General features: G+C 57.7%; 10 protein-coding genes and 5 pseudogenes. 9 read left to right on the top strand and 6 right to left on the bottom strand.

Annotated elements, in window-relative coordinates; translation table 11 throughout:
* Positions 1-1,386: 1,386 nt before the first annotated feature.
* Positions 1,387-1,698, top strand: a complete 312-nt coding sequence (locus CQ13_RS34225; protein WP_057847203.1) for a hypothetical protein — start codon at positions 1,387-1,389, stop codon at positions 1,696-1,698.
* Between the two features lie 1,134 nt (positions 1,699-2,832).
* Here CQ13_RS34225 and dctA read toward each other — a convergent pair.
* The 3 genes and pseudogenes from dctA to CQ13_RS34210 form a co-directional block, all read right to left on the bottom strand.
* Entirely contained in the window at positions 2,833-4,155 is a 1,323-nt protein-coding gene (dctA, locus tag CQ13_RS34220) for a C4-dicarboxylate transporter DctA (protein ID WP_057847202.1), read from the bottom strand.
* 350 nt (positions 4,156-4,505) lie between these two features.
* Positions 4,506-4,710, bottom strand: a pseudogene (locus CQ13_RS41930) (beta-ACP synthase); the annotation flags it as partial.
* Positions 4,711-4,935: an acyl carrier protein gene (locus CQ13_RS34210; RefSeq protein WP_156434075.1), complete on the bottom strand. Its 225-nt coding sequence runs from the start codon at positions 4,933-4,935 to the stop codon at positions 4,711-4,713.
* A gap of 132 nt (positions 4,936-5,067) precedes the next feature.
* Here CQ13_RS34210 and CQ13_RS44760 point away from each other — a divergent pair, with 132 nt between their 5' ends.
* The 4 genes from CQ13_RS44760 (at position 5,068) to CQ13_RS34190 (ending at position 8,731) form a co-directional block, all read left to right on the top strand.
* On the top strand, positions 5,068-5,349 hold the full coding sequence (locus CQ13_RS44760; RefSeq protein ID WP_197427531.1) for a hypothetical protein: 282 nt from the start codon (positions 5,068-5,070) through the stop codon (positions 5,347-5,349).
* 387 nt (positions 5,350-5,736) lie between these two features.
* The gene (locus CQ13_RS34200) at positions 5,737-6,345 is read left to right on the top strand and encodes a site-specific integrase (RefSeq protein WP_210183088.1); all 609 of its coding nucleotides are present in this window, start codon (positions 5,737-5,739) and stop codon (positions 6,343-6,345) included.
* Positions 6,346-6,950: 605 nt separating this feature from the next.
* Positions 6,951-7,595, top strand: coding sequence for an anthranilate synthase component II (locus tag CQ13_RS34195; protein WP_210183087.1), 645 nt, complete (start codon positions 6,951-6,953; stop codon positions 7,593-7,595).
* Entirely contained in the window at positions 7,595-8,731 is a 1,137-nt protein-coding gene (locus CQ13_RS34190) for a chorismate-binding protein (protein ID WP_057847197.1), read from the top strand. The genes CQ13_RS34195 and CQ13_RS34190 overlap by 1 nt, the downstream gene beginning before the upstream one ends.
* Positions 8,732-8,826: 95 nt before the next feature.
* On the opposite strand, the gene speD is transcribed toward CQ13_RS34190, so the two are convergent.
* Both speD and CQ13_RS34180 read right to left on the bottom strand, forming a co-directional pair.
* Entirely contained in the window at positions 8,827-9,219 is a 393-nt protein-coding gene (gene speD, locus CQ13_RS34185; protein ID WP_057847196.1) for an adenosylmethionine decarboxylase, read from the bottom strand.
* Between the two features lie 50 nt (positions 9,220-9,269).
* Positions 9,270-9,835 (bottom strand): annotated as a pseudogene (locus tag CQ13_RS34180) (transposase); the annotation flags it as partial.
* A gap of 1,861 nt (positions 9,836-11,696) precedes the next feature.
* On the opposite strand from CQ13_RS34180, the gene CQ13_RS34170 reads away from it, so the two are divergent.
* Positions 11,697-18,164 carry a non-ribosomal peptide synthetase gene (locus tag CQ13_RS34170; RefSeq protein ID WP_057847194.1) on the top strand — a complete coding sequence of 2,156 codons (6,468 nt, stop codon included), beginning with the start codon at positions 11,697-11,699 and terminating at the stop codon, positions 18,162-18,164.
* On the top strand, positions 18,157-19,590 hold the full coding sequence (locus CQ13_RS34165; RefSeq protein WP_057847193.1) for an MATE family efflux transporter: 1,434 nt from the start codon (positions 18,157-18,159) through the stop codon (positions 19,588-19,590). Before CQ13_RS34170 ends, CQ13_RS34165 begins: the two co-directional genes overlap by 8 nt.
* 31 nt (positions 19,591-19,621) lie before the next feature.
* Here CQ13_RS34165 and CQ13_RS34160 read toward each other — a convergent pair.
* A pseudogene (locus CQ13_RS34160) lies at positions 19,622-20,144 on the bottom strand (TauD/TfdA dioxygenase family protein); the annotation flags it as partial.
* Between the two features lie 95 nt (positions 20,145-20,239).
* Between CQ13_RS34160 and CQ13_RS34155 the strand changes: the two are divergent.
* Together CQ13_RS34155 and CQ13_RS47395 are read left to right on the top strand one after the other, a co-directional pair.
* Positions 20,240-21,564: pseudogene (locus CQ13_RS34155) on the top strand (MFS transporter).
* Positions 21,565-21,914: 350 nt separating this feature from the next.
* Positions 21,915-22,606, top strand: a pseudogene (locus CQ13_RS47395) (IS5 family transposase); the annotation flags it as partial.
* Between the last annotated feature and the right edge of the window lie 137 nt (positions 22,607-22,743).

The raw sequence follows: 22,743 nt of genomic DNA, 5'->3' as shown, positions 1-22,743 counted from the left end.
ACAACGCTTGTTCTTCGTCGAGAAAAATCCGATTACTCGGACAGGCTCCTAGATGGGCCTTTTCGGTCGAGACGAGTACAGGATGTTCAGCTCGCTGATCACGAGCATGGGAAGGGTGTTGCAGGGCGGAAGCGAAGGCCTGGTCCCACTCGTGGAGCTCAACTTCGAGGGGCTGCCGGGTCCGAGGAGACAGCGTCAAAGGCGTTCTTTTCCGAAATGATGCCGCTCGAAAACATAACTTTATCCCAGAGGATGCGTCGAGCGATCTCACGAGGGTCTGCAGGCACTTGAGCGCGGTGAGTGCAAACCAGTCAAGCCGCATTTCAAGCGGCAAGACGAAACAAGAAGGTTCTCAGCCGAAGCGAATGACAACCTTGAAAGGTGCTTACTCGACCTTGAAAGGATTGGCTGAGGCGGTTCAACTAGAAGCTAGACGGCACCACCTATATAGGCGACTTCCTGATTAGGTCTGCTCTGAGTCTCACGCGGACTTGCGAGAAGGATACAATCCCCGAGCGCGATCAGATCCTCGGGTCAGTTCGCCGAATTCCGGATCACCTTCGGATCGCCGAAGTCGCCGCCGGACCTCCAGAGCGGCTGAGAGCGACGCCGCCGACATCGCTAGGCTTAAGGGAGATGGCCTCCGCACGCATGACGGCGCTCTGAGAGAAGCACTCGATCGCTTCACCGGGCGCGATCCGTCGTCAGAACTGAGGCAGGCGCAGCACTGTTTGCATGAGCGGATCGTCCGTATCGAGCTTTGCTCTCACGAACCCGAGCGAAAAGCATCCATCGCGTGGGCCAATAGTATGCCGATGCTCAAAAGAAAAAGAATCCCGACAAGAGCCGAATACATATGCCACCTCCATCGCTCACTTCCTTTGAACTGCGCGACCGCTTACACGTCAAATTAATTCCTGTGCACGAATTGGGATCGCAGCCAACTGATGAGTCTAAGCCACACCGGCTAGCTGGCAACATGTGGAACGATCAAAGATAGACGCTGCAAAACCCAGCTGTTCTGTTCGAACCGACGTGATAGGCGTAGCGCGGGTGACCGAAAAACTCGTGTGGTTAATGTGCAGCGGGTACTGGTTTCTGCGTGGCAATGTCCGAAACGAACGGTCCGGCCCTTGAGATGCCTGTAGCATCTGCGCGCAAGAATTGGGGCGTCCGGATGAACTTTTCAAGCTCGAAAGATGAGAGCTCATTGTCTCTTTGGGAAAGTGTGCGGCGGCAAGTTGGCCGGTCGCACGAACGCCGGACGTTGCCGCTGTGTTGTTAACAATCTGCGCACCTATGCTGAATTGCTTCGTTCGGAAATGGACCAGAGCTGAACTACACCCCGATTAATTGGTCTGAATAGGTCGCTCCCACGGCATATTAATGAAAGACCTGCAGAAGCACTTGAAAAAGCTCCGCACTGATGCAGCCGAATGCAAATTGATCAATGACCTGGCGACTGGCCTGGAAAAGCGAGAGCTGTTCGCAAGGCTTGCGGATCACTTGAGTGTTCTGGCGTCCGAGGTCGAGCACGCCATATCTGCGAAAGTCTCCAGCACGGAGACGAAGCAAAGGCGGTCGCACGACGCCCAAGGATCGGCTCTGGGTTCACGACAGCGGCACTTATGTGAAATTGACGAGGCGGGTAAGCTGACGCACGATTTTGCCTCTGTGGTTGCCGGGATTGTTGATTAGGGTGTCGCCGGGACGAAGCGTCGGAAGGAGGACCTTCTCGACTAGAGGCGGAAACTCTCGCGATCGTTCGGCCCCTCGAGAAACCATGGAGCCTCGATCCGGGCAGGTGCAATGCGGCCAGGAAGTCTTCCAGCGGCCGTGCGGAATCTTGCTGGGAAATCCTCTCGTCACCGGGCGCCCACCCCCGCAAGGCCGCCATATCGGTCCTGTTCCAGATCTCGTCGCTGAAGACCAAGCGCTCAGGTTCGCAGGCGATCTTGATATTTGATCCACTGAGCTCGCCGTCTGGCGAGGTCCGGACGGTCGCGTTCGCCAGCCACCACCTTTCTCTTTGAAGCTGAGCTTCTCGGCGTGGACGAAACTCCCACTCAACGGTAATCAGCCTTCAGCCCGCGATCAGCGAGCTCGGCGACCAAGCAGCGCAAGGTGAAGTCCCCTTGATTTGCCCTAAAACCCAGACACGGTGTTCGCCGGAAATCGCCTTCGGCCCGTGGCCGCCCATCCTGCCGGGCGCCAGGCTGCCGGTCTCCCGATGCCGTCGCCCCCATCCAACGGCCGTGCTGACCGCAATACCGAACTGTTTAGCCGCCTCGTTGCAGGACAATCCGCCGGGAACAACCTACAACGACCCGCTCCCGAAGATCCTCAGAGAAAAGACCTTGCCCATCCATGCTGGCCTTCACGCCGAGCCCTCAGGGTAAATCAGAATTCTCCTGATTTGGGAACCTCAAATCGATTTAAGCTAACCTCATCACGCTTTAGATTAGTCCGTCCGCGGCTTTTGCTCCACGGCTTCTTCAGACCCCTTCGCGATGGCTCGTTGCACTTCGCTAATCCTTTGCCCTCATGCGGTTGGATAGAAGACTTCCACTTTCAAGCAGCCGTTCATACTCGGCACTCCTGAGAAACCGCCCGGCAAACCGGGGGTTTCTTCCCCTTGTGTCACGGGCAGCCTTTTAGACGTTGTTCCGGGGCGCTCACGAAGTGAGCGAACCGGCAATCCAGAGATCGCGGCGAGAGGTTTCCGGGTGCGCAATCCAAATCGGCTGCTGCCGACTTGCACCACTAAGACCCGCGAATCCGGTTACACCCGAGTTCGACTTGCCCTGGAATGACGGTTAGAAATGCAGCCGCCTACCCTGCCGTGTTCGAGGTCTCGCCGTCGGTGGGATCGATTTTCTGGTTAAGCCGCGCATGCAGCGTGACCTGGTCGAGTTCGCCTTCCCACCAGGCCACGAACACCGCGGCAATACCGTTGCCGATGATATTAGTAAGGGCGCGCACCTCGCTCATAAATTTGTCAATCGAGAACACGATTGCCATGCCCGGCACCAGCACCGGATTAACCACTGAAAGCGTCGCCGCGAGCGTGATGAAGCCGGCCCCGGTGATACCGCTTGCGCCTTTCGAAGTCAGCATCGCCACAACGAGAATGGTCAGCTGCTGGCCGAAGCTGAGATCGACCCCGAGCGCCTGAGCGATAAACAGCGTTGCCAAGGTCATGTAGATGTTGGTGCCATCGAGGTTGAAGGAGTAGCCGGTAGGCACCACGAGGCCGACCACCGGCTTGGAGCAGCCCAGCCGCTCGAGCTTCGTCATCAACTGCGGCAGCGCACTTTCCGAGGACGAGGTGCCGAGCACGAGCAAGAGCTCATCCTTGATATAGGCGATAAACTTGAAGATCGAAAACCCGACGAAGCGCGAGATCAGACCGAGCACGACCAGCACGAACAGCGCGGCCGTAGCATAGAACAGCGCGACGAGACCGATCAGATTGCCGAGCGCCGATGGTCCGAACTTGCCGATCGTGAAGGCCATGGCCCCGAACGCGCCGATCGGCGCTACCTTCATGACAATGGCGATGACGCCGAACACCGCGTGCGCCGCGTCGTCGATCATGCCACGCAACTTTGCGCCGCGCTCACCCAGCGCCATCAGCGAGAAGCCGAACAGAATCGCAAACAAGAGCACCTGCAGGATATCGCCGCGCGCCAGCGCGCCGACCACGGTGTCGGGAATGATATTGAGGATGAAATCGACGCTTTTCGAGGCTTCCGCCTGCTTCACGTAGTTGGCGACGGCTGCGGCATCGGGCTTGGCCGCAAGGCCGTGGCCGATCTTAAAAAGATTGCCCATCACCAGGCCGAGCACCAAGGCAAAGGTGGAGACGATCTCGAAATAGACAAGCGCCTTGAGGCCGACCCGGCCGACCTTTTTCGCATCCTGGATGTGCGCGATGCCCGAGACTACGGTGCAGAAGATGATCGGCGCGATCAGCATCTTGATTAGCTTAATGAAGCCGTCACCGAGCGCCTTGACCCAGTCGTTGGTCGCGAGCGACGGCCACAGCCAACCGACGAGGACGCCAATCAGAATCGCGATCAGCACCTGAACGTAGAGGATTTTGTACCAAGTTCGCGACGCCCGCGCGGGCGCCGCAGTTGCGATGGTGGTCATGACGCTCCTTCCCATACGAACTCGAACACCGAGCCGTCGCGCGTTGAGAGGCGACGGCATCAGACGAGCCTTTCATGCCAGCCGTGTCCGATTGAAGACGACGATGTCGGAAACCCGACAGCCTGCAGCGTGATTCCAAAGGCAGGCTGGCTGTTACGTGTTTTTTCTCTCGATAAGCAAGACGCGCACCACGCGCGAAGCCATGCGGCCGTCAACCCGCCAGACGGTGAACCGACACTCTCCTGACTAGCTTGGCCGAACGCCGGAACCATTCGTGCCGCCGAAGGCAGAGGCGTTGTTCAGCGCCACGCGCACCTTGCGCTGGCGCAGCACATTGGACGTGGCGTCGAGATCGACGAGCTGCTTGCAGTCGATGTCATGCTCCGATAGCGCTTTGAGGTCGGCGCCGATCCTGACCTTCAGCTCGTAAAGCTCGGAATCGACGATCGGGCCGATGGCGGTGCGGCCTTCGCGCATCTCTTTCACGATGGAGGCGGCGCAGGTGTCTAGGCCGCACAGCCCGCCCATTCCGGTAATGACGACGCTCCTCTCCATTCAGGCCTTCTTAGCGAGGAAGCCGTGGACAGCTTCAACCGTGTCGCCGATATGCTTGAGGTTCGACCAGGCATCATCCGTGTTCATCTCGATCTGCATGCCGTTGGACTGTTCCAGGTCGTAGATGAGGTCCGTCAACTCCGGCGACTGGATGCCACGCAAGGTAAGTTCCGTGGCGATCGTTGTCTCGCCGCCGCCCGCGGGTATTCCTTGGTTTTTGGCGATGTTCCTTCGCGAGTTTGATCTGCCATCCTGTTGCTTCCATCAGGCGCCTCGACGCGAAAGCGACGCCGTTCCTCAGCCGAGCCGCGTCGCCGATAGAAGCAGTGACGTGGTGGGCGTCAGGTGCTGTTGCCAATGCAACATTCCGCAACATTGGTAAAATTGATTTTTTGGATGGTATGCATCCACGCTGCGTATCAATTCCTCGCGCAGGACAAGAAAGTCGCACCCTGGCCGCCCTCTACAGCGGCCGGCCCCCTCGGCTGCGAGTCGACCGCCTCCGGTCTGTCGCCAGCCATCGAGGCCGCGATGGGCGCGGCCCGGGAAAGTGAAAACAAAGACACGATAATGGCGACGATCGGCACCTTCACCCCGAGCGGCAATGGCTTGGGTCACGTGCAAGAATGTGTCCTTTAACGCTGAGTTTGGCGGTCTTGCACGCAGACGTCCGAGTCAAGCGTTCCCGCAGCGAAGCGAGGACAACGCTTGACGCGGCGGCGACACCACAAACTTTTCCATTGGGTGCAGGCGAAGTCCTGCACCCCTGCCACGTGGCGAACGGGGGAGCGCGAGGGGAACACCTCGCATCTAAAAGAAGACTCGCGCCGTAGGCGCTCCGCTTATGTTTTATTCAGGTGCTGTCATCTGTTGGTTTCATCGATCGGGTAAGCACTTGGACGTGGTGATGTCCTTTTGCGCCTCCGGGTGCGACGCCTCCGGAGGCGCGGGATGGTTTCGATCGTGCGGGCGACCGCCGGCGTCGACGGGATTCCAACTGGCTTTCCCATTTTGCTCGATGCGCAGATGTCGATCATCGAGCCGGCTTTCGGCTATTTGCTCGAGCTTTCCACAATCCCCGGCCGTTCGCATGCGACGGAGACGCTGCGGACCTACAGCGAGCACCTGCATGACTGGTTCGATAGCCTGGAGCAGAGCGGGCTCGACTGGCGGCTTGCCGACGAGGGAACGATTGCTGCCTACCGCAACAGGATGCTGTCGACTGCGAGCAATCATACGGGCCGCCCTTACGCCCGTTCAACCGTGAACGATCGTGTCCGGACGGTTTGCCGCTTCTATTCGTGGGCGCATCGACGCGGTCTGATCGACACTCTGCCGTTCGATTATGTCGATGTGTCGCTCCGGTCGGCGCGCCAGGGCATGTTGGCGCATCTCGGCCACCATCGGCCTGTCATTGCGGCGAACGTCCTGACAATTTCGGAAGCGGAGCGGCTGCCGCGCCCGCTGCGCGAGGAGCGGCGCAGCCGCGGGGAAGAAGATCGCCGGCACGTTATTGCGGGGAACAGGCCGGGTCGCAGACCACATCTCGGGGCCCGCCCAGCAAGGCCCGTTGGTCGTAGGGCATCACGTCACGCCTGGAGAACCACCCGCTCCCGTCGGGCTCGCATGGCATGATGACCTCCGGTCCTCTTCACAGCGTCAGGTCGGCACAGTGCGCATGTCGGCTATCAGCGACGCGATTAATGCGTCGCTGCCGTCAACTACCAACGCTAATGATTGATCCAAATAAAAGACACGGCAATTATTGGTGAACGTTGGGCCGATCGAACACCACGTGGCGCGAGCATCACATGCAAAGACTTCGGCATATAACATCAACCAAGGGTCTGCTCCGATTCGCCGGTCGCAGAAATGCCGCGTGCGCAGGCTCGATCCAGCATAATTTCTCTTGGAGATAGCATGATGGACTGTTCAGTGTGATCGCAGCCGCAGGCCCAAAGGCCTCGCGCATTGGCCTGTCAATCGTCCGCCCTCTGGGCTGCCAACAGCACCTCATGATTCCAACTTCGCCGACGTAGGCGAGCACATCGTGGACTCAATCGTGGCAGGTCTCGGGCAGATCAACTCGTGAGCCGCCCGAATGAGGCAGTGCTTGGCCAAAGAAGATTCAACGGAAGCAGAGCATCCACGTCAGTATTCTGTCACTTCGCCGCATTTAGGCGTAGCTTAGTCCTCTCGTAGAATGGATTAGATTAGACTGTTCGCAGCAGGGAATGAAGATGGCAGCAAGCGAGACAAGCTTTGAGCAATCGGTGATCCTGATCGACAACTTCGACTCCTTTACGTTCAACATTGCCCAGATGGTTGGCGAGGTAAATGGTAAGGAAGCCATTGTCTTGGATAACACTGTGCCGTGGAAGGAAATTCGCAAAATCCCTCATGATCGCATTATTCTCTCGCCGGGACCAGGAAACCCCCAAACTTCAAAGGATGTCGGCTCGACGATGGATGTTCTGGCCGGCAGCGCCGTTCCGGTCTTGGGCGTGTGCCTGGGACATCAATGCATTGCTCATTTCCATGGCGCAGCCGTGTCCCGAGCACCGGAGCCGCTCCACGGCCGGATCCGCAGCATCACAAACTCCGGAACAGATCTTTTCAAGGGGCTGCCGCGTTCTTTCAATGTGACGAGATACCATTCTCTGACAGTGACAGGTGATCTTCCGCAATGCCTTGAATGCACGGCCATGAGCGAGGATGGCATCATCATGGGGCTGCGCCATCGGCAGCGGCCCCACTACGGCGTGCAGTTTCATCCAGAATCCATCTGCTCCCAATACGGACGAGAGATCTTTGTCAACTTCCTCTCCGATGCATGCGCCCCGTCGGCAACTCAAGCCTCGCTTGCGGGCCTGGAGGTGGCCTGATGATCGAGGACGTCTCGCACCTCCGCGACTTTCCTTTCGAGACGGTCACGTATGTGGCGAGAAGTTCAACGATCTCATGCAGGGTAAGCGCTGAGGACGTTTTCGTGTGCCTCTTCGGGGGTACGCAGCCTGCTTTCTGGCTGGACAGCAGTAGGCTCGTGTCCGGGCTGTCACGCTGGTCCTTCATGGGAGAGTTTGGCGGGTCACGCAGCTATCTGGCGTCCTACGATGCTTCTCGGCAGGAAATCCGGATCGCGCGCGACGGCCGAGGCTCTCCGACAACCGTCTCCCGATCGATTTTCGAGCTTCTTGCCCATAGCCATGCCGCTCACAAGCTGCGGGATCCAGGCGGTGTGCCCGATATTCCCTTCAAAGGTGGCCATGTAGGCTATTTCGGCTACGAACTGAAGTCTCTGACCTGCGGCGTCAGTTCCCCACCCTCGAAATATCCGGATGCCTGCTTTATCGTCTGCACCAGATTCCTCGCCTTCGATCATGAGAATGACCGCATCCACATCGTTGCGCTTTACCCCGAAGCCGAGGCGGCATCCGACGAGGCCGCCCTTTGGGTCAGCAAGACCGAGCGTGACATCGAGCGCATCGAACCGGCCCCCAGTGTCACACCATCATCCCCCAACGCAAACAGCGCTCCGCTTCAGTTCAAGCTTCGTCAGAGGCGGGCCCGGTACTTGGAAAACATCGAACGATGCCTTTCTGAAATCCGTGCCGGCGAGACCTACGAGGTCTGTCTGACAAACGAGATTACCGTTGAGACAGAGATCGACCCGCTCGGTCTTTATCGGATCCTAAGACGGAGAAACCCGGCCCCATATTCCGCTTTCCTCAGGCTTGGAAATATCTGTGTTGCCAGCTCTTCCCCGGAGAGATTCCTGAGGATCGACAGCAACCTCATTGTCGAGACCAAACCGATCAAGGGAACCGCGGCTCGACATGCAATCCCGGAGGAAGATGAGCGGATTGCAGAAGAATTGCGCCTGGACGAAAAGAGCCGGGCGGAGAATCTCATGATCGTGGACCTGATGCGAAATGACCTCGGCCGCATCTGCCGCACCGGGAGCGTTCATGTGCCAAGCCTCATTCGGGGTTCGCGGTCAAGCTGTGATGCGAGATGTTAGCCCAAGATGTTTTTCGGTTGCGGCAGAGAGCTCGATACCCTCACCCGGGCGGCCGGAAACATGACCGGCTATTCCAAGAAGATCGACCATCTGCTTCAACGCGTCGGCTTGATTGACACACCTCTCCGGAAGCTGCGAACGTCAGACTTTTCGGGCTGAAAGGCCTCAACTAGAACTGGCACGGCGCTCGCAGGATCGCTGTCGCCACATACGAAAATATCAGCGGCCGCGTAGGACCTCTCAGGCCAAGTATGTAGGGTAATGTGCGATTCAGCCAACAAGGCTATTGCGGAGACGCCGTGACCCGGACAAAACTTATGAACGTGAAGGTGGAGTAATGTCGCACTCGCCGCACGGATGGCTTTTCGGATTGCGTCTTCCGCAATGGCCGGATCGTCGAGGTTCTTCGCTCCCCATAGCTCGATGAGCATATGCGTCGCACCGGTGGACAGAGCCGGTGGGGCTTCCTTCTCATTATCAATAGCCATTAAGAAATCTCCATTGAATTATCGGCCCAATAAGCTGAGCTATTCGGGATTTAGGCGACGAGGTGATCAAGCGCTTGGTTTGCCGGCACTTGGATGCCCGCAATGCCGTCCTTGAAACTGACAACTGCGACGACCTTCGGCGACTGATTTGTGCCGTTGAGCCGCCGCCAAAGTCCTTGATGCGGCGATCACCAGCTTGAACACCATCGGCCTGGCGTTGGTTGGCGACAAGGAGCCCTTCGTCCGCACGGTCCTGTATCGCCGCGTGGCGAACACGCTCTCGATGAGATTGGTGGTGGTGCGCAAGTGATCCCAATGTTCGGCAAGAAAATCGTAGAAGGCCAGCAGTGCGTCGCGGTCGTTGACAAGGCATTCGATCGCCCGGCCGTACTTGGCCCAATACTTCTCGGCGAAGACGTCAATCGCCGCTTCGGCGGACGCTCGGTCCGCGCCCAATAGACCTCGCGCAAATCCTTCTTCATGGTGGCCTGCACAGAGAGTGGATCTTGTCCAGGACGTTCACAGTCTTGTGCACCCAGCATCGCTGGTAGCGTGAGCCGGGAAAGACCTCGTCGAGCGCCTTGTAGAAGTCGAGCGCGCCGTCGCCGACATCGGCCAAACTCGCTGTTGTTGATGCCGTGGCCTTGATTGTTTTGCCAAGCCACGCCTCCCTTGAGGTCGGCCAGCGTGTGGCCCTTCGCGCCAAAAGCGTAACCGAGGCGACCGGCTCCGGGGACAAAGACGTTTGGACTTGCCTTGCAGTTTGCGCTCATTACTGTGCCGGAAGCCGCGAGGCAGGTATCTGTGCCGTTGGAGACAGCACCGCTGGCACCGAGTTTGAGGCCAAGCACCCAGCTATTCTTCTGCCAGTTGTAGCCGATCTGGCCGCCTGCCAGGAACACAGGAGTATCGACGCCGCCGCCATAGACTGATGGACCGTAGGGATTACTGAAGGATTTTTGGCCGTAACCAACGCCTACGTGCCCGCCACTATATCCTCCGGACCAGCTCCACAGGGCCGGTGGCAGTTGTACTGCTGGCTCAAGGTCCGCCGAATTGGCTGCACTGCTTGCCGCCAGCGCAATCGTTGTCGCTCCCCAAAAACGAACTCCAGATCGCATCAAACACTCCGCGGCGCTTTCCCGATCCACAACCGAGCGCCTGCAAGCTGGCATCGGTGATAGCACCGCGACTGAAGCAAGCAGCGTGCCGATTGGAAATTGAGGGGTCTCCAGTTACTTCGTACCGGGTGCATGCGTCAGGTTGTGGACAATGGTCTTGAAGCTGACAATCTCGCTGTAGCGTCCGACAGTATGCTTCGCAGCAGGAAGCCGCCTCTTTCGCTGCAACAGTAGAAGGAGACTTTTGTTCGCCTGGACAGAACTTCGATCTCACCTATCGAGGCTCATGCGAAACGGTGAACGCCAATGGATATTACCGACGAGCGGAGCCGGCCTGGACGCTAGACCCGTCTACCCGCACAGGGATCGCACCTGCTATGCCGCGCGTTGTCGAAGACCGCTCGTGGGAAAATCGCCACGAGCGATCAATCACGCAAAGCGACACGCGCAGGAACGGCTCATCATCAGCGTCTTCCAGCTTTCCACGAATACCCGCGTGATAATAACAGTCCGGCTCCGGCTTCGCCGTAGTGCTAAGTGGCTTTGCCGCAACATTATTCGTATCGGCTCTGCTCTAGGAAAAGGAGTTGCCGAGCATGCGTCTCGTGGAGGCTAAGCGAAGGCGCCATCCGCAATTCAATTCCGGCTCGGAAACCGTATCGGTACGCCCTTTCGGGTAGACTGGACGCCGCCTGCCGTTCGCAGCAAACGTTTCTGAGCGCGTTTTCGTGTGCACCAATGCAGACGACTGCGAACATCAGCAGACCAAGGACCACGCGGTGGATGGTTCTGCACGCCCACGACTCGTTACGCCGCCCATAGCTATCTCGTTATAGCCAAGAGCGTCAACACGTTTGAGCGCTCAACGACTGCCCTTCGGCGGCTATACAAACAACGCCGGCCTCATGGAAAACGGTAACACGCCTCTGTGTTGGTTCTTGCACATTCGATGTTACCGCTTGGTCGCCGCAGACGACCTGCAGCCCGGCGAGCGCCAAATCCGCTTTCATGAGGAGCGCACAAAACCGTTGTCCAGGCGCCTACAAATGCAAGAAATCACAAGCCGGAGCGAGTCTCTGGGCGCGTTTGGTTGCGGGCGCCATGCAGACTACCCGCGTGTCTACTACCAGATCCGGTAGATGCCAACGCCAACTTGAGGCCCTAGCGTCCGGCCGTGTTCCCCTGCCGATCATCGAGGAAACAGTAGTGAACGCAAAGGACGAGAAGCTAAGAAACGGACAAAACGGCACACCATGACTGGCAGCACCAGAGTGGTTACGCAATGGGCACCCTCAACCCAGGATCCTCGGTGTTCTACTTTAAGTGCCGCAGAAGGCGACGAATGGCGGGACGCGTATGCCTACGGAAAATCGATCAGGCAAAAATCCGTTTGTAGAACGTGAACCGACCGACGCGATCTCGGCGATCGATCGCGTTGCGAGATCGGATCCGGAGAGGGTTGCGCTGAGGTACGGCGCAGACGAACTCACCTACAAAGCGCTGCGATTAAGATCGGATGCCCTCGCAAGGACGTTACGAAAGCGGGGCGCTGACCGCTTAGTCGTTGGCTATTGGGGTGAGCGGGACCTCGACTGGGCGACGGCGGTAGTCGCAATTTTGAGGGCTGGAGCAACGTACCTGCCGCTCGATCCATCGTTACCGGCTTCGCGCACATCATTCATGATCGAGCAGAGTCGCTGCGCGCTGATTATTGGCCCAGACCAGCCGGATTCGCTCAGCCTATTTCAGGCGAGCAGCAAAGGCACCACGCAATTCATGGCGATAGAGGCGGCGCTGCGCGAGGGCCAGACTTCGTCTGTTGTGCCACCATCGAGCGAGGATAGACTCGCCTACATTCTGTTTACGTCGGGTTCGACGGGCCAGCCTAAGGGAGCAATGATCGAGCGCGCAGCCCTAAACAATCATTTGGTGGCAAAGATTGATGCCCTAACCCTCACTCGGACCGATTGCATCGCGCAGACGGCATCGCACTGCTTTGACATCTCGCTGTGGCAGCTTCTGGCAGGGCTTAGCGTCGGAGGCTGTATCGCGATCATTGATGATGCAACACTGAAATCGCCAGTATCCCTTCTCAAAGCAACTCAAGGATACGGCGTGACGGTTGTTCAATTCGTTCCGTCGATGCTTGCAATATTTGTTGAATATCTGCAGTCGCTTGCGGCGGCTGAGCGAGCTCTGGACAGTTTGCGGATTATTTCAACGGTCGGAGAACCTCTAACACCCGGACTGGCGCGCGCGTGGCTTGCCTTATATCCCCGGGTCCCCATTCTCAATCATTACGGGCCGACCGAGTGCGCGGACGGCGTTACGCATCATCTGGTTTCCCTAGCGCCTGCGCTGGCTGAGTCTTATGTGCCGATCGGCAAACCGATTTCTAACCTTGAGGTTTATGTCGCCGACGGACCGCGGCTGTGCAACACGGGAGAGGTCGGCGAAATCTGTGTTAGCGGCGTTGGTGTCGCTGCTGGTTACGTCAATGACGATGTCCGCACCAAGGATGCCTTTGGGCCAAACCCGTTCTCAAACGACCCGTCGTTCCAGCGCCTATACAGGACAGGTGATCTCGGGCGCATTCGTTCCGATGGCCTTTTGGAATGTCTCGGTCGACGGGACCGTCAGGTCAAAATCCGCGGGCACAGAATTGAGCTGGGAGAACTCGAGGCCCGCCTCTCCGCTCATCATTTGGTACGTGGCGCCGTCGCGGTCGCCTCCGTCTGCGCAGGCGTAAAGCTTATGGCGAGAGATATAATCAGGGCCGAGGAGGAAACTGGATCGAAACGACTCATCGCGTATGTGTCAACTCCGGCTGAAGTAACGGAAGGCGAGCTTCAGAATTTTCTTGCCGAAGCGCTTCCCACCTACATGCTCCCAGAAAGGATCATCCACCTCGCCAGTATTCCACTGACCAGAAACGGAAAGGTCGATTTTGCGGCATTGCCGGACCCGACCAGTGTTCGCCCTCCATTGTCGACTCCATTCGAGGAGCCGCAAACAGAGCTCGAAGCCCGGCTGTGTCAAATTTGGGCCGGCGTTCTGCGTATTGAGAACATTGGCGTGAAGGACCAGTTCATAAGCCTCGGCGGAGACTCGCTCCGGGCAATGCTCATATTGGGCCAGTTGCAGACCCAGCTCGGAGTGAGAACGGATTTCAGGCTAGTCCTCAATGGAACGATCCGATCTCTTGCGGCTTCGATCTCGGCCGGGGTCGGCTCCAAACCGCGCACAGCCCCGACGTCCGGAAAGCTTATGCGATCGCCTCTGACGCGAGTTCAGGAGCACCTATGGTTTCTCTCGCAGCTCGATCCGTCTGCCAGGAACTACATCATTCAAGGCGGCCTGCGGATAAGGGGCATGATCGATCTGGCGGCGTTCAATCGCGCCTGGACCGATGTCGTTCATTCCCATCAGGCACTTTCGGCACGCTTTATCGACGAGGACGGTCCGGTTCAGCTTTTTGATGCTCCTCAATACGCAAGTCTTGAATTGGCTGATGCATCTCATCTCACGGCGCAGGAAGCTGAGGAGCTGGTCGCAGAATTACGGCGAACAGAGCTGAACGGCAGCTTTGATCTCAGCCAAGGCCATCTTTTTCGCGCGCGCATGATCCGTTTTGGCCCTGACAACCATCTCATACTGATCACCGCTCACGAAATTATCATCGATGCCTGGTCGATCTCTGTTCTACTCAGGGACCTTCGACAAAGGTACGTAGATGCCGCGGCGTTTTTGCCAGAAAACCGCGCCTCACTCTCGACCTACGCGGTCTGGGAAACACAACACGTTACTGCAGAGGCGCTGGCCAACCAACGTAGCTATTGGCGTCGTCAGATTGGCGATGATCCGCCGGTGCTTTCGCTTGGAACGGGACGAGCGAGGCCGCAGACAAATTCCTACCGCGGCGCTTCGCATGCGGTTCTGCTTGGCAGCGAGCTCTCCAATCAGGTACGTGAGTTTGCGCGCCGACATAGGTGCACCACGTCGACAACACTCCTCGCATGCTTCAAGCTGCTGCTGCGGATGTATAGCGGCCAAGACGATATTGTCGTTGGCATACCGCACGTCGTACGGGATCAACCTGGCAGCGCCGAAATTGTTGGCTTTTTCCTGAATATGCTGCCAATCCGCACCGCGATCGATGTCGACCAGTCCTTTGCGGTTCATGCCATGCGCATCCAGGGCCTGGTCGGCGATGCCATCGCAAATTCGGCATATCCGTTCGGCTGGATGGTAAGGGATACCCGGCTATATCGCGAAGCTGAACGATCACCGCTCTTCCAGGTCATGTTCAACATGTACTCCGAGGCCGCGGAGCCATTTGTCCAACATGAGTTGGATCTGACATTCCGCGAATATGAGACCGGCTATGTAAAATTCGATCTGACTTTGTATGCACAAGATCAGGGCGATGAAATTGCCCTCCAGCTAGCGTATGCGGAAGACATATTTTCCAGCGATCTGATTGTCCGCATGGCCGACAATCTGCGCTGTCTGATTGCAGCCTGCGTTGAGAAGCCGCTTGCGCCCATTAAAGATCTGAGCTGCCTCAGCGCGTCAGACGTCACTATGCTGGATTCGCTGAATAGCTCGGCGCAGCCATATGAGACTGAATGTCCGCTTATCGAAGCGTTCGAGCAAATCAGCGTCTCTAATAGCAGCCAGGTGGCATATTTTGGTGATTTCGGTGAGATCACATTCGACCACCTGCGTGAGCGCGTAACAGCTATCAGGTTGTTACTGCAGGCTTCTGACGTGGGGGCTGGCGATATGGTCGCCATGCTGGTCGACCGGTCGCATGACGTGGCCGCTGTTATTCTTGCAGCACGAGCCTTGCAGTCCATTGTTGTCCCCATATCGCCGGATTATCCGCGTGATCGGATCGAACATATCCTGCGAGATAGTCAGGCAAAGCTTTTGGTTCACGCAAATACCTCTGATCTTGGTTTTGACGTGCCGTCGATTTGTCTATTGACCCTTGAAGGGTGCGGCGCGCCCGTGCACGATTTTGAGCGCAGCGACAAACCATCAGATCAGGGAATTGCGAGCCTCATATACACGTCGTCCTCAACCGGGAAGGCGAAGGGGGTGCTTATACCGGAATCGGCAATTCTCAATCGACTGAACTGGATGTGGCGACGCTTTCCCTTCGACAGTACCGACGTGATGGTTGTCCAGAAGTCCGCATCACTTGTTGCGTCGGCATGGGAGTACTTTGGGGGGCTTCTGAGAGGTGTGCCCGCGCTGATCTTGACCCAAGAGCAGTTGCTGGATCCAGATCTGTTGTTGTGCACGTTGGCGAGACGTCGCGTGACACACTTATTTGCCTCGCCGCCGCTCCTATCCGGCCTCATTGCTTCCCAAGAACGGCACCCGCGACCGACCGCCTTGCGGTTGGTCACGAGCAGCGCCGAACCGATGCCTTCCTCGCTCCCGGGTCGCTGGCACGCGTATTTCCCGGACGTGCCGTTGTGGAACTTCTATGGTGCTACGGAATGTGCATCCAATGCAGCAGTCTACGAAACATCGGGTGCCTACGACGGCTCGTCGCTCATCCCTGTTGGGCGCCCAATCGATAACGTCAAACTCTACGTGCTCGATGCACAGTTGAAGAGAGTCCCTGTCGGAGTCGCCGGCGAACTCTGCATCGCGGGACGCTGCGTGAGCGCTGGGTACTGGCGGGATCAAGATCGGACTAACCGCTGTTTCGTGCCGAATCCGTATGATGACGGACAATACAGCGTTCTTTATCGAAGTGGCGATATCGCCCGTATCTCAACCAGCGGCCTTCTCGAGATTTGCGGCCGATCGGACAACCAGATCAAAGTACGGGGCTTTCGCATCGAGCTGGAGGAGGTCGAAACGGCCCTTGAGTCTCATCCCGCAATCGCAAAGGCCGCGGTCCTCGCAGAAGGCATGAATGACCATCGTCGCTTGACGGCTAGCGTGGTTCCGGCTCGCGACGGTCTAAGCTCTGGAGATATTGTCACCCACCTGCGCCACACATTGCCGTCCTACATGATTCCCGCCGCCTTCCGTTTGGTTGACACTATCCCCCTTACGGCGAGCGGAAAGATCGATCGTGCTCGCCTGTCGTCCGTTCCTTACCGCGAGGTCGGGCCTGTTCCATCTGCTGAGCCACGCACGAGGAAGGAGCGTATTCTTGCTGGGATCTGGCGGGATCTATTAGGCGCCAAGTGGGTCGGAATCGATCAGAGCTTTTTTGATATCGGCGGAGACTCTCTTCTGAGCGTGCGCTGCGTCACGCTGGCGCGCAAAGCCGGACTGAATCTCACTGTCGAGCAACTCTATCGAACACCGACCATCAGGGAATTGGCGGCAGACGGAGCGGCGGTTACACTCCATACCTTCCCTTCCGCGGATGCCTCATTGCCAGTTATCCCGGCAATCTCATCTTGGAACCGTCTTGTCGGCCTCGATGAGCATTTCAACATCGGCGATCTGTTCTTCTTGCCCGGCGGCGTCCTGAATATCCGAATCCTGGAGCGCGCCCTTGCCCATGTCATGGATAGGAACGAAGGTCTCAGACTCCGTATTGCCCGAACTGACGATGGTCTACGTCTGACAATCGGACCTTCGGTGGCCGAGCGCCTCGTGGAGGAGATCGATCTGGTCGGAATGACCGACCTACAGCAGCGTAAGGCAATCGAGAGCGTCTCAGCAAGACGTCAACATACCTTTCGGTTTGACGGCCAGACGCCTCTTGTTAACGTCACGGTGTTCCGCACATCGCAAAGTGGCGATTACTACCTGCTGGTCCTGATGCATCATTTTGTAGCGGACGGGATAGGCTATCGACTGTTCCTGGAAGCATTGGATGGGGCGTACAACGTCCTTGCCTCAGGCCACGCCGTGAGTGGTCCCGAGAACATACAAATGCTCTCTCCATGGCTGAAGCGTCTTGAGCACTACGCCAACAGCGAAGCGCCAGCCGAACTCAAATACTGGGAGAGCATTGACTACCATCAGTTCAATTTGCACGTCAGCGACACTTCATCGGGCGGCGCGAGTTTTTCGAAAGTGACCGCGAGAGAGCTTCACCATGCACGCCTTGAAGGTCGCATCGATGAGGCGAATTGCCGATCCCTTTGGGAAGATCAGGCCAAGTACCATCTCGAGATTGACAAAGAAGCGACAGCTGATCTCCTCAATATTGCAGCCAGATCGGCACATTGTCAGGACTTTGATGTGTTTCTTGCCGCCATATCTGGCGCCTTTGGACGCGTTTTCGGCAACTATTCGCTCTGGATTGATAGCCTTACCTCAATCCGAGGTCGGCTGTTTGACGATCTCGATCCATCTCAGATCATCGGCCATATCAGCGAGCTCGTTCCGCTTCCCTTGAGTCTCACCGGAACGGAGCCCCGTCCCGATCGTGCTCGTTCAATATACCGCCAGCGCAATGCCCTGCCGCGCAGGGGAATAGGCTTTCGGGCCATGAAATTCCTAAACCGAGATCCAGCCGTGCGGAGCCGGATCGATCGCCTGCCCTTACCCAGAATTGGATTGAATTATCGAGCGGGTTTGCAGCGCCATTTTCCACGCCGTCTCTTAGCCAAGGAACCTTCTCCACTCTGGATCGGCGCAGACATGGATGAAGCGGCCGTGATTCACCTCTTCTGGTTCGATGTCGGATATCAAGCCGGCCATCTCCAGATCGAAACGACGTATAATCCAACCCAGGTCGGTTATGAGGTGACCCGCAATCTTTGCACGGTATTGCAGCAGGAGCTGTTGCAGACGATCAGCGAATTCGGAAGAGCTCGCGACACTTTCATCCATGGATGAGCCGGATGCGGAATTCGCCGTCGAGGGCGATCGCGATGTCTTGCCGAAGAAAGAGCAGCGCATCGATCTATCGGACCCTAATCTCTCGAGCCTTATCCTGCGGCTCGCCATTCCGTCTGTTGTTGGCTTATCGATCAACGCGTTACAGCAGGCCGTCAACGCGATCTTTGTTGGCGCACTTGGCGCGCAGGCGATCGCAGCTGTCAGCATGACCTTGCCGATCGTGGTCCTGCTCGCGGCAGCCGGACAGGGGATCGGTGTTGGAACAGCGTCGTTGATATCTCGTCATCTTGGCGCTGGTGAGCACCTGGAGGCGAGTCGAGGCGCGAGTACTGCACTTGCGCTCGCCGCTCCGATCGGTATCACCTTTACCGTCGCTCTGCTTCTAAATCTGCGAGGGATCTTCGTAACGCTCGGGGCCACTCCAACCATCATGCCCGTGGCGCTCGACTACGCGGAGACGCTTTTGTTCGGGTACACCCTGATGCTTCTAAACATCGTCAACGGCTTCATCGTCAGAGCCGAAGGCAACACACGATTCAGCATGTGGACGATGATTACCGCCTTCATACTCAACGCTGTGCTTGATCCGGTCTTCATATTCTTACTGGACCTCGGTGTGCGAGGCGCAGCCCTCGCAACGCTGGTATCTCAGATCGCCGCTATTAGCCTGTATATCGCGTATTTTACGAAGCTTCGCGGGATAGTCCTCGTCAGGATATCTCAGATCTCATTGCGAGCAGATCGCATCAGACAGCTCGCGTCCGTAGGGGCGCCGGCGACTATGACCAGTATTTTATCTGCTATTGCCGTTATGCTCTTGTACTGGACTGCTGCGCCGTTCGGCGACGATTCCATCGCGGCCGTGGGAATAGCTGTGCGAATCTTGACGATCGGCGCACTGCCTATCACCGGCTTCTGTATAGGCTCTCAGGCTGTCCTGGGTTTCGGTTGGGGCGCGCGCGACTTTGCTCGTGTATTGAAGGCTGCGAAGTTCATACTCTCCATGACTATCGCTCTTGCCGTTGCGTATTCTGCGGCTGTTGTGATTTTTGCCCGGCCTTTGGTCAGGCTGTTCAGCGATAGCGATAAGGTCACGGAAATTGCCGTCTCGACCTGCATCGTCTTCCATCTCTTTTTTGGACTTTTTGGTATTGAGAGTTTCGTGACGACGATGCTTCAGTCGTTCGGGAGAGCACGCCTCAGTGCGGTTGTGTCCTTGGCGAGGCAGGGCTTTCTCTTCATACCGGCCGTACTGTTATTCCCGGTCGTATGGGGTTTCAGCGGCCTGTTGGCCAGTCAAGCAATCGCTGAACTGGGCGCCGGAATGATCGCGCTGTTCGTCATGTTCCACCAGTTCGCTGAGCTCAGACGAGCGCTCCGGCACCGTAACTTCAAGAGCGATCGAGCTCGCGGGTTGACCTGACAACGGACATCATCGGGGCCCAATGCATTGTCACGGGATGCTCGGTCTCGAAGATGGTTTGGTGAAGACCTCGTCAAAATGCTTCTTGTCGACCTCGTGGACACGGGCCATTCCGGCGTAGTCGAAGACGTTGCTGTGAACCGCCCAGAGCTCGTCTGCAAGCCGTTGCCGCGGCGGCGGCAGGTCGAGATAAGCGGCCGCGGTGTTTGACCGGACCGTATCGTCGCCAAATGGTGGGACTACAACGGCTCCTCGCAGCACCAAAATCTTGTGGTAGGCATCGGCAAAGGTTCCATCGACGTGCCCCATCGGCCTGGCCACCTCCGCGGGCGGAATCAAGCTCGAGGATCGAGGCCGTTCCCTTGGTGACACCGAGGTCGGATGCGACACCAACTTTCCCAAACGGAAGCGAATCGCTCCTGCTAGGCGTCATCGAGATGACATTGGTCGCGGAAGAAGATGACCTTGTGCTCGAGTAGCACCCTTTTGATCGCAGCAATCGTCGGGTCCGGCAAATCGCCCGAGAAATTGATATTCCTGATTTCAGCGCCGATGGTGAGTCGCGCGAACCCGCTTCTTGCTCATGAGAGCTCAAGGTGCTCCACATAGTTGGTCGAAATGTTCCAGGATTCGAGACGGATCAGCATGCATGGCTGAACAATTCACTCAGCGAAGCTCGAAGCCGCCCCTCCTTGCGGCAGATGAAGGCTTGACCAGCCATGCCGTGTTGGGCGCGACGATCGGCAATATGCTCGAATTCTACGATTTCGGGACCTATAGCTTTTTCGCCATCCAGATCGGTCACGCGTTCTTCCCGGCGCAGGATCAGTTCGCCAGCCTTATGCTGTCGCTCATGACCTTCGGAGCGGGTTTCGTCACCAGACCCATCGGGGCCATTGTGATCGGCTCATACTCGGATCGAGTTGGACGCCGGCCCGCAATGACCGCCAGTTTTGTCATGATGAGTGCCGCTATACTCGTGTTGGCTGTGACGCCTTCGTACGACACGATAGGGATCGCCGCTCCGTTATTGGTTATTCTCGCGCGTTTGGTGCAGGGCTTCGCCCTGGGAGGCGAAGTTGGTCCGACGACCGCCTATCTGATGGAAGTGGCCCCGGCCGGACGCCGGGGCCTTGCCGTCTCGTTTCAGCCTGCTAGCCAACAAATAGCTGCAACGGCCGGAGCGCTGGTCGGAGAAATACTCTCCCTCACCATGACAAGCGAGTCGCTGGATGCGTACGGATGGCGGATCGCGTTTCTGCTCGGTGCCTGTACGTTACCGGTCGGATTTTGGTTGCGCAGGGCCCTGCCCGAAACGCTGCACCGACCTGAAGCGCCGGCCCTCTCCGTCGAGCCGCAAGGAAATTGCGTGCCAGCCGCCGCATGATGAGCTTGGGATTGATCATTTTGGCCAGCTGCACGATTATCACCTATGTCACGGAATATATGACGACTTATGCACTAAACACCCTGCAAGTTGCCGCGCCTCTCGCCTTTGCGACCACGGTCGTCAGCAATGCAGTAGGCATTGCTGCCGCACTCCTGGGCGGTTGGCTGGCAGATCGGGCCGGACGCCGGCCCATCATGATATGGCCGCAGATCGCCGCGCTGCTGATGACCTATCCGGTGTTCTTGTGGATCGTAGAGAGCCGCAGTCCCATGGCGCTTCTCGGAGGTCTCGGCGCGCTCACCCTCGTCGGAACGATTCCGTATAGCGCCTTCTATGTTGGTATGGTCGAAGGCATGCCCAAGAGCATCCGCGGCGGCGCCTTCGCGACGATCTACGCGGTTGCGATAGCGACCTTCGGAGGCACAGCTCAACTCGTTGTCGCTTGGCTGACCCACGTTACTGGGAACGCGCTGGCGCCGGCTTGGTACATGCTTGTCGCTACCGCGGCCGGGCTCTGCGCCATGCTGATGATGCCCGAGACGGCACCGTCGAAAATTCGAGCCGCGAACGTGGGAAGCCCGTAACAGCTTTGGACAATGCGATAACGGGTTACGGCTCCAGCCAGGTTCCCAATCTCATGATGCGTTGCATCGGCTTCCGCTCTTTGCGGAGCCGGCCTGCCAGACGAGGGCGACGGGACGATGCCGGAGGATGGGCGCCGCGCCTTTAGCGACGTAAGCTTGCGTCCAGCCGGAATCGATTGCTTTCACCTAGTTCGTCCGAAGTTGGTGCGCGCCGAGTTCGATCCAGAAGCGGCGAGAGAATTTATCTCCGCGGAACGTTCATTCATGCTCAATGGGACTAGGGTCAGAACTCATTAATTTCTCTGGCCTGACAATACGATCCTGATTCGTTTTTGGAAGGGATTGGGATCGTGCGCAAGAATCTATTTTGGCTGAGCAATGAGCAGTGGGAGCGGATTGAACCTCATCTGCCGACGGATGTTCGTGGCGTCGAGCGAGCCGATGATCGACGTGTCATCAGCGGCATCGTTCATGTCCTGAAAACTGGTTGCCGCTGGTGCGATTGCCCGCCCGAATATGGACCTCCGACGACGATCTACAATCGCTTTGTGCGCTGGGCGCGCCGCGGCATCTGGGAGAACCTGTTCCGAGAGCTTGCCGGCCGCGGACGCGCCACAGACATGCAAATGATCGACTCCACGCACATCAAGGCGCACCGCTCGGCAGCGGGCGGAAAAAGGGGGAGCACAAGCAGGCTATTGGTCGCTCGCGCGGAGGGCGTAACACGAAGATCCACGCACTCGCAGATGCTAAGGGGCGCCTGATCGCCATACTGTTGACCGGCGGGGAAGCGCACGATTGCCCGCTCGCCGAACGCCTGATCCGCCGTGTGAAGCCGCCGAAGCACATGCTCGGCGACAAGGCTTACGACAGCGCCGAACTGCGCGAGGAGCTGGACGAGCGCGGAACCAGGCCCGTCATCCCCAATCGCAGTAACAGGAAGCAACCCTTCAGCTTCAACAAACGGCTCTACAAGCTGCGCTGGCGCATCGAGAGCGCCTTCGGCAGATTGAAGGACTTCAGGCGCATCGCAACCCGATACGACAAGCTCGCCCGCAACTACCTGGCATCGGTCTGTCTTGCCGCCGCCCTCGTTTGGTGGATTTAATGAGTCTGGACCCTAACATTACAGTTGCGTTCTTGGAAGGTTTCTGAATCCATGGGCAACCATGATTCGGA

The organism is Bradyrhizobium retamae (genome assembly GCF_001440415.1).
In the GTDB taxonomy this organism is placed as follows: Bacteria; Pseudomonadota; Alphaproteobacteria; order Rhizobiales; family Xanthobacteraceae; genus Bradyrhizobium; species Bradyrhizobium retamae.
Note: the sequence above shows the minus strand (reverse complement) of the source record. Positions and strands in the feature narration are given on the sequence as shown.

Excerpts from the sequence above, each read along its gene's own strand:
- CQ13_RS34225 (WP_057847203.1), top strand. The coding sequence starts at position 1,387 with ATGAAAGACCTGCAGAAGCACTTGAAAAAGCTCCGCACTGATGCAGCC.
- dctA (WP_057847202.1), bottom strand. The coding sequence starts at position 4,155 with ATGACCACCATCGCAACTGCGGCGCCCGCGCGGGCGTCGCGAACTTGG.
- CQ13_RS44760 (WP_197427531.1), top strand. The coding sequence starts at position 5,068 with ATGCAACATTCCGCAACATTGGTAAAATTGATTTTTTGGATGGTATGC.
- CQ13_RS34200 (WP_210183088.1), top strand. The coding sequence starts at position 5,737 with ATGTCGATCATCGAGCCGGCTTTCGGCTATTTGCTCGAGCTTTCCACA.
- CQ13_RS34195 (WP_210183087.1), top strand. The coding sequence starts at position 6,951 with ATGGCAGCAAGCGAGACAAGCTTTGAGCAATCGGTGATCCTGATCGAC.
- CQ13_RS34190 (WP_057847197.1), top strand. The coding sequence starts at position 7,595 with ATGATCGAGGACGTCTCGCACCTCCGCGACTTTCCTTTCGAGACGGTC.
- speD (WP_057847196.1), bottom strand. The coding sequence starts at position 9,219 with ATGGCTATTGATAATGAGAAGGAAGCCCCACCGGCTCTGTCCACCGGT.
- CQ13_RS34170 (WP_057847194.1), top strand. The coding sequence starts at position 11,697 with ATGCCTACGGAAAATCGATCAGGCAAAAATCCGTTTGTAGAACGTGAA.
- CQ13_RS34165 (WP_057847193.1), top strand. The coding sequence starts at position 18,157 with ATGGATGAGCCGGATGCGGAATTCGCCGTCGAGGGCGATCGCGATGTC.